The sequence below is a fragment of the Streptomyces sp. HUAS YS2 genome, from assembly GCF_033343995.1.
GTDB lineage: Bacteria > Actinomycetota > Actinomycetes > Streptomycetales > Streptomycetaceae > Streptomyces > Streptomyces solicathayae.
Map to the genome: position 1 here is coordinate 6,353,978 of NZ_CP137573.1, position 13,188 is coordinate 6,367,165.

Sequence of the window (13,188 nt, forward strand, 5' to 3'; positions counted from 1 at the left end):
TCATGACGGTTCGGCAGGTGTTCGATCGCTGTCCAACTCGCCCTGGAATCAGATGGATTCGGACAGTGACCGTCAACCCCCTTTCGAGTGCGGTGAATCCTGCGGGCGGGATACACGAGTGTCAGTGCGGGGCGATAGGGTTAATCTGCCCGGGCCGGGTGCCCTCGTACGGGTGGGGAGTGACATGGAACAGATAACGATGCGAAGCAGGCCGCGCGTGCCTGCGATCACCTGCGGGAGCAGCGCGACCAGTTCGCGTCTCGACCGCCATCTCGCGGTGCTCGGCGGACCCGCCATACCGCAGCGCGAGGCCGCCGAGGCCACGCTGCTCATGCGCGAACTGACGGCGCGTGAGCCCGCGACCCGCGTGCACGGCCACCGCAGCCGCAGTGCCCGCGTCTCGCTCTTCGCACCCCTGCGCCGCCTGCGCCGCTCGCTCTTCGGCAGCCGGCACTAGCCACCACCGGTCGGCCGGGCCCGCCTGCCCGGCGCACCCTCCCGCTCACCCGGCCGACCGTCGTCGCCACGGCCCGGACGTGTTCCCCACCCGTCCGGGCTTCGTGCTGCCCGCCCCGAGGACGCCGGCGCCCGGACTTCAGGCGATCACGCCCGCCTTCCGCAGCTCCGCGCACTCCGTCCCGTCGACGCCGAGCCCGGCGAGCACCCGCTCCGTGTGCTCGCCCAGGGCCGGGATCGCGCCCATCGCCGGCTCCGGCCCGTCCGGGAAGACGATCGGCGGCAGCATCGCCCGCAGCGGCCCCACCGCCGAGTCCACCGCGCGCCAGCGGTCCCGCGCCGCCAGCTGCGGATGGTCAGCGAGGTCCGCCACGGAGTTGAGCCGCGCGCAGGCGATCCCCGCCGCCTCCAGCCGGGCCACCGCCTCCGCCGCCGGCAGCGGCGCCAGCGCCGCGGCGACCGCCGCGTCCGTGTCCGCCCGCCGGGCCACCCGGGCCCGGTTCGTGGCGAACTCCGGATCGTCCGCGAGCTCCGGCCGCTCCAGCACCTTTTCGGCCAGCCGGCGCCATTCCCGGTCGTTCTGCACCGACAGCAGCACCAGGCTCCCGTCCGCCGTCGGATAGGCGTCGTACGGCGCGATCACGGCGTGCGCGAGCCCCGTGCGCGCCGGTGCCGCGCCTCCGTGCATCCCGTGGTGCAGCGGGTGTCCCATCCACTCGGCGAGCGCGTCGAGCATCGACACCTCCACCGGGCCGCCGCGGCCGGTCGTGCCCCGGCGCACCAGCGCGGCCAGAACGCCCGAGAAGGCGTACATCCCCGCCGCGATGTCGGCCGCGGGGATGCCCGCCTTCACCGGATGCTCCGCCGTCCCGGTCACCGACACCAGGCCGGCCTCGCACTGCACGAGCATGTCGTAGGCCCGCTTGTGCGCGTACGGCCCGTCCGCCCCGTATCCCGAGATGTCGACCGCGACCAGCCGCGGATGCAGGCCGCACAGCGTGGCCGCGTCGAGGCCGAGCCGGGCCGCCGCGCCCTGCGCGAGGTTCTGCACGAAGACGTCCGCGTCCGCGATCAGCCGGCGGACCAGGGCGATGCCCCGCGGGTCCTTCAGATCCACCGCGACCGACTCCTTGCCGCGGTTGCACCACACGAAGTGGGAGGCGAGCCCGGCCGCCGCCGTGTCGTACCCGCGGGCGAAGTCGCCGCCGTCCGGACGCTCGATCTTGACCACCCGGGCGCCGAGGTCGGCGAGCTGCCGGGTGGCGAACGGCGCGGCGACGGCCTGCTCCACGGCGACGACGGTGATCCCGTCCAGCGGGAGCGGCTGGGTGCTGGTGCTCATCCTGTGTGCCTATCGCGCCCGCGACCCGCTTGTCACCTGTGGACTCGTCACACCGCCGCGTACCGGCGGACCGCCGCCGGCCCGCACAGCGCGATCAGGGCGAGCGACCACAGCAGCGCCCCGGCAACCGGGTGCGCCACCGGCCAGGCCGCGTCCGCCGGGACGGCCGCGTTGCCGAACAGCTCCCGCACCGCCGTGGTCACCGCGGAGATCGGGTTCCACTCGGCGACCGTGCGGAGCCAGCCCGGCATGCCGTCGGTCGGGATGTACGCGTTCGACAGCAGCGGCAGCATGAAGGTGGCGCTGCCCAGTTGGCCGGCCGCCTCCTCGCTCCGGGAAGCGAGGCCGAGCAGGATGCCCACCCAGGTCATGGCGAAGCGGAACAGCAGCAGGAGCCCGAAGGCGGCCAGGGCGTCCAGGGCCGTGCCCTCGATCCGCCAGCCCATCGCGAGGCCGACGAGGATCATCGGGACCATGCCGAGGGCGCTGGTGACCAGGTCGGCGAGGGCCTGCCCCAGCGGCACGGCTGCCCGGCTCACCGGCATCGTCCGGAACCGGTCCATCACGCCCCGGTGCGAGTCCTGGGCGGCCTGGAACATGCCGGTCATCAGCCCGCCGGCGGCCGTCGCGACCAGCAGGCCGGGCACCAGATAGGCGCGGTACTCGGCGCCCGGCATGGCGAGCGCGGTGCCGAAGACGTAGCCGAAGAAGAGCAGGAAGACGAGCGGCATCGTCTGGGTCATCAGCGTCATCGCCGGCGCGTGTCTGATGCGCTGGAGGTGCCGGCCGAGGACCGCGGTCCCGTCGTGGACGAGCGCGCTCATGCGATCAGCTCCTCGTGGTCGGCGGGGGTGGTGCGGTCGGTGAGGCGCAGGAACACCTCGTCGAGGGTGGGCGGGCGCAGCGACGCGTCGACGATGTGCACCCCGGCCGCGTCGATCTCGCGGACGATCCGGGGCAGCGTCAGCGTGCCGTCGAGGCTCACCGCGCCGACCGTGCGGCGCTCGGCGTCGAGCGCCGGGGCCGAGCCGGTGAGCTGGTCGAGCACGGCCGCGGCGGCCTCCAGGAGCGCGGGGGCGGCGACCACCACCTCCGCGTAGTTGCCGATCCGCGCCTTGAGTTCGGCGGGTGTGCCGCGGTGCGCGGCCCGGCCCTCGTCGACGAGCACGATGTCGTCCGCGAGCTGGTCGGCCTCCTCCAGGTACTGCGTGGTGAGCAGCACGGTGGTCCCCTGGGACGCCAACCCCCGTACGGCGTCCCAGATGTCGTTGCGGCTGTGCGGGTCGAGCCCGGTGGTGGGCTCGTCCAGGAAGAGGACCTGCGGCGGCACGATCAGGCTCGCGGCGAGATCGAGCCGGCGGCGCATGCCGCCCGAGTAGGTGCGGGCGGGACGGTCGGCGGCCCCGGTGAGGCCGAACCGCTCCAGGAGTTCGTCGGCGCGGGAGCGCGGGGCGCGCAGCAGCTTCGCGAACAGCCGGAGGTTCTCGGCACCGGTCAGGTCGCCGTCGACGGAGGCGTACTGGCCGGTGACGGAGATCCGGCGACGGACCTCCGCCGGGTCGCGGACCACGTCGTGGCCGGCGACGCGGGCGCTGCCGGAGTCGGGCGCGGCGAGGGTGGTGAGGACCTTGACGGCGGTGGTCTTGCCGGCGCCGTTGGGGCCGAGGACGCCGCAGACCGTGCCCTCGGGGACCGCCAGATCGAGTCCGCGCAGGGCATGGACGTCCCCGTAGCGCTTCCGTAGACCCTCACTCAGTACAGCGTACGTAGTAGTCATGGCATGACCGTACCGCACTACGTACGCTGTACGTAACTACGATGGGGGGCGAGGTGATGATCCATGGCGGGCCGAGCGGCCGAACCCGAAGTGATCTGGGCGCGCCCCGAGCGCACGGGCCGCGGTCCGAAACCGGCGTACAGCCGGGCCGACATCGTGGCGGCCGCGGTGCGCGTCGCCGACGCCGACGGCATGGACGCGGTCTCGATGCGGCGGGTGGCGGCCGAGATCGGCTGCGGCACCATGTCGCTGTACAACTACGTCCCGCGCAAGGAGGACCTGTACGAGCTGATGGTCGACGCGGCCAGCGGCGAGTACGACCTCTCCCGCGGCCCGAGCGGTGACTGGCGCGCGGACATGCTGCACGTGGCCCGCGAGGCCCGGGGGATCCTGCACCGCCACCCGTGGGTGATCCGCCTGATGACCACCGGCTACGCCTTCGGCCCCAACGCCCTGCGCTTCCTGGAGCACTGCCTGGAGTGCCTGAAGGACCTCGACCTGCCCGGCGGCGTCAAGATGGAGCTGATCGCGACGGTGAACGGCACGGTGATGACCGTCGTCGCCAACGAGATCGCCCTCGCCGAACGCGCCCGCGGACTGCCCTGGTCGGAGGAGCAGGAGCAGGCCGTACGCGGCGCGTACCTGATGCGGCAGCTCGCGGGCGGTCAATTCCCCAGACTGGCGGCCGTGTTCGCGGAGTCCGGGGTCGAACCCCTCGACGCCGAGGAGGTCTTCAGCCGGACGCTGCGCCGGGTCCTCGACTCCTTCGTCACGCCCTAGGGTCCGTCCGGCGCGGTCACAGCAGCGCGAACTGGCCCTCCGGGCCCTCCTCCTGATGGTCCAGCACGGACGCCGGGCGCCGGGGCCCGTCCGGGACGGGCAGGACGCCGGCCTCCCGCAGAACCTCGCGCGTCAGCTCCTCGCCGCCGTCGAGTGCGTCGTCGAGCGCGGCGCGTTCGGGCTCGCTCTGGCCGAGCAGGGCCAGCACCGTGATCAGTTCGAGCAGCTCCGAGGTCCACTCCTGGGGCCAGCCGGCCGGCCCGATCGCCTCCAGGGTGCCCGGCTCGGCGGGCGCGGTCCGGTGCGCGCACCACTGCTCCAGCATCCGTACGCCGCCGACGCGGAACTCCCACGCCTCGGCCGGCACCGGCGAGATGCGGCCGTCGCCCAGCGCCAGTGTCTCGTCGGCCGGGTCGTACTCCGGCGGGCCCGGCCGCGCCGGGACCGGCGCCCGGACGTAGGGCCGCCGCCCGCCCGGCAGCCGGGGCCGCTCGCCGCCCCGGGCGCCGCGCAGCTGGATGCCGGTCAGCCGCCGGCCGAGCGCCGTGCCGGCCGCCCATCGGGCCGGGTCCGCGGGCAGCGGGACGCGGCAGCCGGCGGGGGAGGGGCGGGCGGCGGCCACGGCCCAGGCCAGCAGGTCGGCCGCGGTGACGTCGTGCCCGTACCGCTCGCTCAGGAAGGGCAGCAGGCCGGGCGCGACGTTCGGTTCCTCGCCACCGGGGCGGCGGAACAGCGGCCGGATCCGGCCCGGCCGGCCCGCGGGGGAGCGGCCGTCCGGCAGGACCGCGGTGACCAGGAGCGCGGGTCCGGCGGCCCCCGGCACGTACCCCTGCTCGACCGCGAAGAGCTGTCGCTCGTCGGCGACCCGCCACAGCTCGGGGCGGCCGGTGTCGATCAGTCGGTGGTCCGGCAGCAGCCACTGCTCGTCGAACGGGCCGTGCGCGATCCGCACCGGCTCCGGGCAGCGGCCGGTCTCCCGGGAGAACCGCACGGTACCGGTCCGCTGCCCGGGCAGCGCGGCCACCGACGTCGACGGCGTCCGGGCCCGGCTGGGCCGGAACAGCGCCGCCCGCTCGTCCCCCTCGGCGCCGACCAGCCGGTCCCAGCGGGCCCGCAGCGTCCGGACGTCCGGCGCCACGATCCAGCTCCTGCCGAGCCGCAGCGGCGCCACGGACCAGGGCATGAGGTCGTCGAGCAGGGGCGCTTCGCCGGCGGGGCTCCCGCTCCCGCTCGCGCGCGGACTCGGGCTCGAGTTCGGGTTCGGGCTCGGGTTCGGGCTCTGGGTCACGCCGCAGATGCTAGTCAGCCGGTCCTTCGGGCCACAGAGGGACTACGCTCCTTCTGTGGGGCTATGGACCGACCCGGGAGGTCGGAGATGAAGTACAGCCAGTACGACTACACCACTCCCTCGCAGGCCGAAGGCGAACGGCTCGAGGAGGACATGGACGCCCAGCAGAAGGAGCAGGTGCACCACCCGCAGACCGCGCGGACCACCCCCTCCCAGGCCGAGGGCGAGCGTGGGGCGGACGTCAGCGAGAGCTGACCGGCGTCACTGCGCCTCGACGGTCACCGTGAAGGAGAACCGGTCGCCCCGGTAGCGGATGCGGGCGACGTCCACGACCCGGCCGTCCTCGTCGTACGTCACGCCCGTGTAGTGCAGGATCGGCGAGAGCAGCGGCACCTCCAGGAGGGACGCCGTCTCGGGGTCGGCGAGCCGTGCCTCGACGGTGTCCGTGATCCGGCTGATGCGCACCCCCACCACGTCCCGCAGCACCTTCGTCATCGGCCAGCGCTCCAGATCCGCCGGGTCCAGCTTCGCGGCGACATCGGGCCGCACCGCGTTCTCCGCCCAGTTGGTCGGCTCGCCGGTCTCCCCGTCGCGGCGCAGCCGCCGGTACGCGACGACCTCCGCCACGCCCGGGAAGTGCTCGGCGAGCTCGCCGGGGACGGGCGTGGCGCCGTGCCCCAGGACCGTCGTCCGCTCGCCGGACTGCTGCGCCACGATCGCGTCGATCGAGCCGAGCAGGCGGCGCGGCGCACTGCGCCGCGCCCCCGGCTCGATGAAGGTGCCGCGCCGCCGGTGCCGGCTGATCAGGCCCTCCTCCTCGAGCTCCTTCAGGGCCTGCCGCATCGTCAGCACGCTCACGCCGTAGTGGGTGGCGAGCTGCTCCTCGGTCGGCAGCCGCAGCGACGCGTCGGGCGTGCGGCCGAGTATCGAGGCGCGGAGCGACTGCGAGACCTGGTACCACAGCGGGAGCTTGCGGTTCAGGACCAGCGAGTCGGGGGCGAAGGCGGTCACGGCGGACTCCGAACGACGACTACGAGACACTACGGCCGGAAGTGGCGTTCAAGACCCTGCCATACGCCGTCGTAGCCGCTCTGCAGATGGTCGGCGTTCGCTGCCTGCGCGGTCGCCGTCACCGGCCAGCGCGTCTCGAACATGAAGGCCAGACCGTCGTCGATCTTCTGCGGCTTCAGCTCGGCGGCGCTCGCCTTCTCGAAGGTGTCCCGGTCGGGTCCGTGCGCGGACATCATGTTGTGCAGCGAGCCGCCGCCCGGTACGAAGCCCTCGGCCTTGGCGTCGTACGCGCCCTCGATCAGGCCCATGTACTCGCTCATCACGTTCCGGTGGAAGTACGGCGGCCGGAAGGTGTCCTCGCCGACCAGCCAGCGGGGCGCGAACACCACGAAGTCCACGCCCGCGAGCCCGGGGGTGTCGGACGGCGAGGTGAGCACCGTGAAGATCGACGGGTCCGGGTGGTCGTACGAGATCGTCCCGATGACGTTGAAGAGCCGCAGGTCGTACACGTACGGGGTGTGGTTGCCGAACCACGCGACGACGTCCAGCGGGGAGTGGTCGTACGTCGCGGACCACAGGTTGCCGCAGTACTTGTTCACCACCTCGACCGGGCCCTCGGTGTCCTCGTAGGCGGCGACCGGGGCGCGGAAGTGCCGGGCGTGCGCCAGGCCGTTGGCGCCGATCGGGCCGAGGTCGGGCAGCTGGAACGGCTGCCCGTAGTTCTCGCAGACGTACCCGCGGGCGCTGTCGTCGTCGAGCAGCTCGACGCGGAAGCGGACGCCGCGCGGGATGAGCACGACCTCGCCGGGGCCGGCGGACAGCAGGCCCAGCTCGGTGCGGACCAGCAGGCCGCCCTGCTCGGGGACGATCAGCAGCTCGCCGTCCGCGTTGCTGAAGACCCGCTCCATGGGGGCGTTGGCGTGGTACAGGTGCACCGCCATGCCGGTGCGCTGCGTCGCGTCGCCGTTGCCGCCGAGGGTCCACAGGCCCGCGAGCCAGTCGGTGCCGGGCGCCGGGGCGGGCAGCGGGTTCCAGCGGAGCCGGTTGGGGTCGGGGACGGTCTCGGTGAACGGTGCGCTGCGGAGCGCGCCGTTGTCGGTCCGGGTGAACGCCGGGTGCGCGGCCGAGGGGCGGATCCGGTACAGCCACGAGCGGCGGTTGTGCGCCCGGGGCTCGGTGAACGCGCTGCCGCTGAGCTGCTCCGCGTACAGGCCCAGCGGGGCCCGCTGCGGCGAGTTGCCACGCGGCGGGAGCGCGCCCGGCACGGCCTCCGAGCTGTGCTCGTTGCCGAATCCGAGGGAGTACGCCAGTCCCTCCGCCGTCTTGCGTGCCTGCTCCGTGTGCGCCGTGCCGGCCGTGCCTGTCATGCCCGCTCCTGGTCTGGAAAACGCAATCCTGCATTCCTCTGTATGACCGTAGGATTCCGCGCCCTCCACGTCAACGGGGCGGGCCTTGGACGAATCCCGTGCATGAGGGGTTCCAAAAGATGAACAATGCTCTACTCTCACGCCCATGTCGCGCTCCCCGCGGATCCGCCGGCTCCTCGCCGTGCCGGCCGCCCTTGTCGCCGCCCTGGCCCTCTCGCTCGCCGCCGCGCCCGTCGCCCAGGCCCACGAGGAGCGGCCCGTCACCTTCCCCGACGGCTCCGGCAGCGTGCCCACGCTGCGCACCGAGGAGCCCGATCTGCTGGTCTGCAAGACGGACCGGCCCGCCTTCGAACGCCGGATCGCCGGCTTCCCGGCCCCGCTGAAGGCGCGCAACCTCGCCCTGTACGAGCGGTGCGCGCGCAGCGGTTACCGCCACCTCCAGCAGGCGGTCGACGCCGTGAACCGGCCCGGCATGACCATCGCCGTCCTGCCGGGCCTGTACGAGGAGGAGCCCTCGCTGCCCGCGCCCACCGGCGCCTGCGCGAGCATGAAGGCGCCGAAGTCCTCGCTCGGCTACCAGATCCTCAGCTACGAGCAGCAGAAGCAGTGCCCGCACAACCAGAACCTGGTCGCGATCCTCGGCAAGAAGAACCTGCAGATCGAGGGGACCGGGGCGTCACGCCTCGACGTCGTCTTCGACGCCAAGTACGCCAAGCTCAACGCGATCCGGGCGGACGGCTCGGACGGCATCTACTTCCGCAACTTCACCGCGCAGCGAACCACGTTCAACTCGCTGTACGTGCTCGCCGCCGACGGCTTCGTCATCGACGACGTGCTCACCCGCTGGAACGACGAGTACGGCTTCCTGACCTTCGCCTCGGACCACGGGCTCTACAAGAACTGCGAGTCGTACGGCAACGGCGACTCCGGCATCTACCCCGGCTCCGCCTCCGACGTGAACAACGGGCGCGGCTACGACGTCCCGCGGTACTCCATCGAGATCACCGGCTGCCGCAGCCACCACAACATGGTCGGCTACTCGGGCACCGCCGGCGACTCCGTCTACGTCCACGACAACGAGTTCGACCACAACATGGGCGGCGCGTCGATGGACTCCGCCTTCCCCGGGCACCCCGGACTCCCGCAGAACCACGCCCGGTTCGAGCGCAACCTGATCCACGACAACAACGCGAACTACTACCGGTACGTCGCCGACGGCACCTGCGCCAAGGCGCCCGTCGAGCGCGGCTACGAGCAGGGCGTCGTCTGCCCGCAGATCTCCATGCCGCCCGGCACCGGCATCATCACCGCGGGCGGCAACTGGAACCGGTACGAGAACAACTGGGTGTACGGGCACCGGAACGCGGGCTTCTTCCTGAGCGCCGTACCCGCCTTCATCCGGGGCGAGTCCGCCTGGGGCAAGCAGGCGGACACCTCCCACCACAACCGCTACGCCGGCAACCGGCTCGGCGTCGACAGGTCCGGTGCCTCCCGGCCCAACCGCATCGACGTCTGGTGGGACGGGCAGGGCGGCGGCAACTGCTGGCAGGGCGACACGTCGGGCTCCACGCCGCTCGCGCTGCCCGAGTGCGGGAAGCGGCTCGGCGAGGTGTCCGGGAACAGTGACCGGCTCGTCGGCGAACCCGCCAAGCTGGCCCACCTGCTGGTCTGCGCCGACTACAACGTGCAGGCCCGCCGGCTGCCGGCCGGCTGCGACTGGTACGGCTCGCGCGGCATCCAGCGGGTGGAGACCCAGATCGCGCTCGGCTGCGCCGCCGTCCTGGCGCTGGTCGGCCTGGCCCTCTGGCGGCGCAGGCTGCGCGGCGACCGCGTCGCCGCGATCGCGACCCTGGCGGGCCTGGCGGGGCTCGCCCTCGACGTGGCCGGCTCGACCCGCGACCTGGCCGCCGGCCCCGTGCCCGCCCTCGCGCTGCTGCTCACCGGTGCCTGGTGGACGGTCATCGGCCTCCGGCTGCGCGCCGACCGCCCCGCCTTCGGCTGGACCACCGTCGCCCTGGGCGCGCTGACCCTCCTGGACGCCTTCGACAAGGCGGTCCTGATGATCCCCGGCACCCCGGTCAGCCCTGCCTGGACACGCGCCGTCCTCGCCGTCGTCTGGGTCCTCTGGGCCCTGACCGCCGCCACCCGCCCGACGGCCGCGGACCCGACCGAGGCGAGGGAGCCGAAGAGCACGGACCCGGAGTCCGAGGGCACGGAGCCGGCGGAGGCGCCGGCGCAGGGCGGGGCGACGGCGCAGGGCGGCGTGACGCAGCAGGGCTCGCGGCCCGACGCGGACGAGGCCGCCTCGTGACCCGGCCCGTACGCACACGGGGCGCCGCCGCGGTGAGCCTCGCCCTCGTGGCCCTGCTGGCCGCCGGGTGCGGCGGGCGGCCGACCACGCACCACAAGCCGGGCACCAGCCACGAGGAGGCCACCGGCACCACGGGCACCCTGCTCACCGCCCAGGACGGCACCGGGCACCGGCTCCGCGAGGTCCCGGCCGCCCGGGCGCCCGCCGTGCGGGCCGAGGCGCGGCCCGACAGCGAGGGCGGCTGGAACCTCCGGCTCGACGTCACCCGTTTCCGGTTCACGCCCGAGAGCGCCGGCGGCGGCGCCGTGCCCGGCCGTGGGCACGCTCACCTCCTCGTCGACGGCAAGGAGATCGCGCGGCTCTACGGCCCCTGGGCGTACGTGCCGCCCGGGGCGCGCAGTGTCACCGTCCGCCTGCACGCCGACGACCACACGGTGTGGGCCGTCGCCGGCCGCCCCGTCGAGGCCGTCGTCCCCCTCGGACCGGGCGCCCCGTCCCCGTCCGCTCCCGCCGTGACGCCGACACCGACCCCGACCGCGGACCAGGGCCGCACCGTCACCCTCACCATCACCGGCCGCTCCGTCCAACCACCCCCCTCCCGCGTCGAGTTGAAGAAGGGCGACCGCGTCACCCTCCGCGTCACCAGCGACCGTGCCGACACCCTCCACGTCCACGGCTACGACCGCGAACTCCCGCTTGCCGCCGGCCGGCCCGCCACGCTCACCTTCACCGCCGACCGCACCGGTCTCTTCGAGGTCGAGACCCACGAGTCGGGGCTGGTGCTGACCCAGCTGGTGGTCCGGTGAGCCTGCTCGCCCACGGCGTCGGCTCCCAGCACGACCTGCCGATCTCTCCCTTCTACGCCTACGCCGGCGCCTTCACGGCCCTGCTCGTCTCCTTCCTGGCCCTCGGCCTGCTCTGGTCCGACTCCCGCTTCCGCGGCGACCGCTCCGGCCTTGCCCTGCCCGGTGCACTCCAGCGCCTCGCCGACGCCCGGCCCACCCGCACCGCCCTGCGGGCGCTCGGGGCCGCCGGCCTGCTCGCCGTCGTCCTGTGGCTCCTCCTCGGTCCGGACGACGCCCAGGAGAACCCCGCTCCCGGTGCCGTCTACGTCCTCCTGTGGGTCGGTCTGGCCCCCGCCTCCCTCCTGTTCGGCCCGGTCGGCCGCCTGTGCAACCCGATGCGCGCCCTGTACTCCCTCGCCTCGCGCCTCGTCCCCTCGCTCCTCCTCCCTTCGCGTCGCCGACCGCTCTCCACACGCCTCGGCATCCGGCCGGCCGCCGCCGGCCTCTTCGTCTTCACCTGGCTCGAACTCGTCGCCCCCGACCCCGCGTCCGCCACCGCCCTCCTTCTCTTCCTCGCCGCCCACACCGCCGTCCAGCTGCTCGGCGCCGCCCGGTACGGCCCCGAGTGGTACGCCCGCGCCGACCCCTTCGAGGTCTATTCGGGCCTGCTCGCCCGGCTCTCCCCGTTCGGCCGCCGCGCCGACGGCCGACTCGTCCTGCGCAACCCCCTCCACGGCCTCGACGCGACCCCGCCCGCCCCGGGGCTCGTCGCCGCCGTCTGCGTCCTCCTCGGATCCACCGCGTACGACGGCTTCTCCGACTCCCCGCGCTGGATCACCACCGTCCAGACCTCGTCGCTCGGCCCCACCCCCACCGCGACCCTCGGGCTGCTTGCCGCCGTCGCCCTGGTCGCCGCGCTGTACTGCCTCTGCGCCGGAGCCCTGCGCCTGCTGAACCGCGCCCTCTCCCACCCCCTCACCGCATTCGCCCACTCCCTCCTGCCGATCGCGCTCGGCTATCTCGTCGCGCACTACTTCTCGCTCTTCGTCACCGAAGGGCCACGCACAGTCATGGTGGCACTCGGCACTGACAACGCCCCCGCACCCGCCCCACCGCTGACCCCCGGCGGCCTCGCCGCCCTCCAGGTCGCCGCGATCGTCACCGGCCACGTCCTGGGTGTCGTCGCCGCCCACGACCGCTCCGTGCGGCTCTTCCCGCCCGACCGGGCCGTCGCCGGCCAGCTCCCGCTGTTCGTGCTGATGATCGCGTACACCCTCGGCGGCATCGGCCTGCTCATCGCCTGACCCCGACCGGAACGGCATCATGGACCCCGTGCCCCAGCCGACTTCCCCCCGCCGACCCGCAGCTCAGCCCGCCCCGCAGCCGCTCCGCCGCGCCCCCGTGCAGCAACGCAGCGCCGAACGGCTCGCCCGGATCCTCGACGCCTGCGCCGAACTCCTCGACGAGACGGGGTACGAGCAGCTGAGCACCCGCGCCGTCGCGCAGCGTGCCGGTGTCCCGATCGGGTCCGTCTACCGCTTCTTCAGCAACAAGCGGGCCATGGCCGCCGCGTTGGCCCACCGCAACCTGGACAGTTACGCCGAGCGGATCACCGCCCGCCTCGTCGCCCGGCCGCCGGCCACCCCGTACGACGCGATCGACACCGTCCTCGACGAGTACATCGCGATGAAGCGCACCGTCCCCGGCTTCGCGCGGGTCGACTTCGGCGTTCCGGCCCCCGGCGAGGCGGGTGGCGACGAACCCGGCCACGTGGTCCCCGACGACCCCAACCACATGGTCGCCGACCGCATCTGCGACCTGCTCGCCGCCCACCTCGGCCGGAGCGCCGACGCGACACTGCGCCGCCAGGTCCTGGTCGGCGTCGAGGCCACCGACGCCCTGCTCCAACTCGCCTTCCGCGCCGACCCGTCCGGCGACCCGGCGCTGATCGCCGAGACCCGGAACCTGCTGCACGCCTACCTCGGACCGGTGCTCGACCGCCCCGCCCCGGCCGCGCTCCCCTCGCCCGACGCCGGCTAGCACCACAGCTGTGACCTGGGGTTTTGCTCTT

At 73.8% G+C, this 13,188-nt stretch carries 13 protein-coding genes; 7 read left to right on the forward strand and 6 right to left on the reverse strand.

Annotation, left to right across the window (positions count from 1 at the left end; translation table 11 throughout):
* Positions 1-184 precede the first annotated feature (184 nt).
* On the forward strand, positions 185-457 hold the full coding sequence (locus R2D22_RS29415; RefSeq protein WP_318107731.1) for a hypothetical protein: 273 nt from the start codon (positions 185-187) through the stop codon (positions 455-457).
* Positions 458-595: 138 nt separating this feature from the next.
* Here R2D22_RS29415 and R2D22_RS29420 read toward each other — a convergent pair whose 3' ends face one another.
* Genes R2D22_RS29420 through R2D22_RS29430 form a run of 3 tightly spaced genes read right to left on the reverse strand, consistent with a single transcriptional unit; the run spans position 596 to position 3,575 of the window.
* Positions 596-1,798, reverse strand: coding sequence for a CaiB/BaiF CoA transferase family protein (locus R2D22_RS29420; protein WP_318107732.1), 1,203 nt, complete (start codon positions 1,796-1,798; stop codon positions 596-598).
* A gap of 47 nt (positions 1,799-1,845) precedes the next feature.
* On the reverse strand, positions 1,846-2,622 hold the full coding sequence (locus tag R2D22_RS29425; RefSeq protein ID WP_318107733.1) for an ABC transporter permease: 777 nt from the start codon (positions 2,620-2,622) through the stop codon (positions 1,846-1,848).
* Complete coding sequence (locus R2D22_RS29430) at positions 2,619-3,575, reverse strand: ATP-binding cassette domain-containing protein (RefSeq protein WP_318107734.1); 957 nt, start codon at positions 3,573-3,575, stop codon at positions 2,619-2,621. The genes R2D22_RS29425 and R2D22_RS29430 overlap by 4 nt, the downstream gene beginning before the upstream one ends.
* Before the next feature lie 63 nt (positions 3,576-3,638).
* Here R2D22_RS29430 and R2D22_RS29435 point away from each other — a divergent pair, with 63 nt between their 5' ends.
* Positions 3,639-4,355, forward strand: coding sequence for a TetR/AcrR family transcriptional regulator (locus R2D22_RS29435; protein ID WP_318107735.1), 717 nt, complete (start codon positions 3,639-3,641; stop codon positions 4,353-4,355).
* Positions 4,356-4,371: 16 nt separating this feature from the next.
* On the opposite strand, the gene R2D22_RS29440 is transcribed toward R2D22_RS29435, so the two are convergent.
* On the reverse strand, positions 4,372-5,538 hold the full coding sequence (locus R2D22_RS29440; protein WP_318110067.1) for a type ISP restriction/modification enzyme: 1,167 nt from the start codon (positions 5,536-5,538) through the stop codon (positions 4,372-4,374).
* A gap of 192 nt (positions 5,539-5,730) precedes the next feature.
* On the opposite strand from R2D22_RS29440, the gene R2D22_RS29445 reads away from it, so the two are divergent.
* Positions 5,731-5,898: a hypothetical protein gene (locus R2D22_RS29445; protein ID WP_318107737.1), complete on the forward strand. Its 168-nt coding sequence runs from the start codon at positions 5,731-5,733 to the stop codon at positions 5,896-5,898.
* 6 nt (positions 5,899-5,904) lie between these two features.
* On the opposite strand, the gene R2D22_RS29450 is transcribed toward R2D22_RS29445, so the two are convergent.
* Positions 5,905-6,654, reverse strand: coding sequence for a GntR family transcriptional regulator (locus R2D22_RS29450; protein ID WP_318107739.1), 750 nt, complete (start codon positions 6,652-6,654; stop codon positions 5,905-5,907).
* Positions 6,655-6,683: 29 nt separating this feature from the next.
* Complete coding sequence (hmgA, locus tag R2D22_RS29455; protein ID WP_318107741.1) at positions 6,684-8,021, reverse strand: homogentisate 1,2-dioxygenase; 1,338 nt, start codon at positions 8,019-8,021, stop codon at positions 6,684-6,686.
* A gap of 145 nt (positions 8,022-8,166) precedes the next feature.
* Here hmgA and R2D22_RS29460 point away from each other — a divergent pair, with 145 nt between their 5' ends.
* Genes R2D22_RS29460 through R2D22_RS29475 form a run of 4 tightly spaced genes read left to right on the forward strand, consistent with a single transcriptional unit; the run spans position 8,167 to position 13,157 of the window.
* Positions 8,167-10,332, forward strand: coding sequence for a right-handed parallel beta-helix repeat-containing protein (locus tag R2D22_RS29460; protein WP_318107742.1), 2,166 nt, complete (start codon positions 8,167-8,169; stop codon positions 10,330-10,332).
* Entirely contained in the window at positions 10,329-11,138 is an 810-nt protein-coding gene (locus R2D22_RS29465; protein ID WP_318107744.1) for a hypothetical protein, read from the forward strand. Before R2D22_RS29460 ends, R2D22_RS29465 begins: the two co-directional genes overlap by 4 nt.
* Complete coding sequence (locus R2D22_RS29470) at positions 11,135-12,421, forward strand: hypothetical protein (RefSeq protein ID WP_318107746.1); 1,287 nt, start codon at positions 11,135-11,137, stop codon at positions 12,419-12,421. The genes R2D22_RS29465 and R2D22_RS29470 overlap by 4 nt, the downstream gene beginning before the upstream one ends.
* 19 nt (positions 12,422-12,440) lie before the next feature.
* Entirely contained in the window at positions 12,441-13,157 is a 717-nt protein-coding gene (locus R2D22_RS29475) for a TetR/AcrR family transcriptional regulator (protein WP_318107747.1), read from the forward strand.
* The last annotated feature ends 31 nt before the right edge of the window (positions 13,158-13,188 follow it).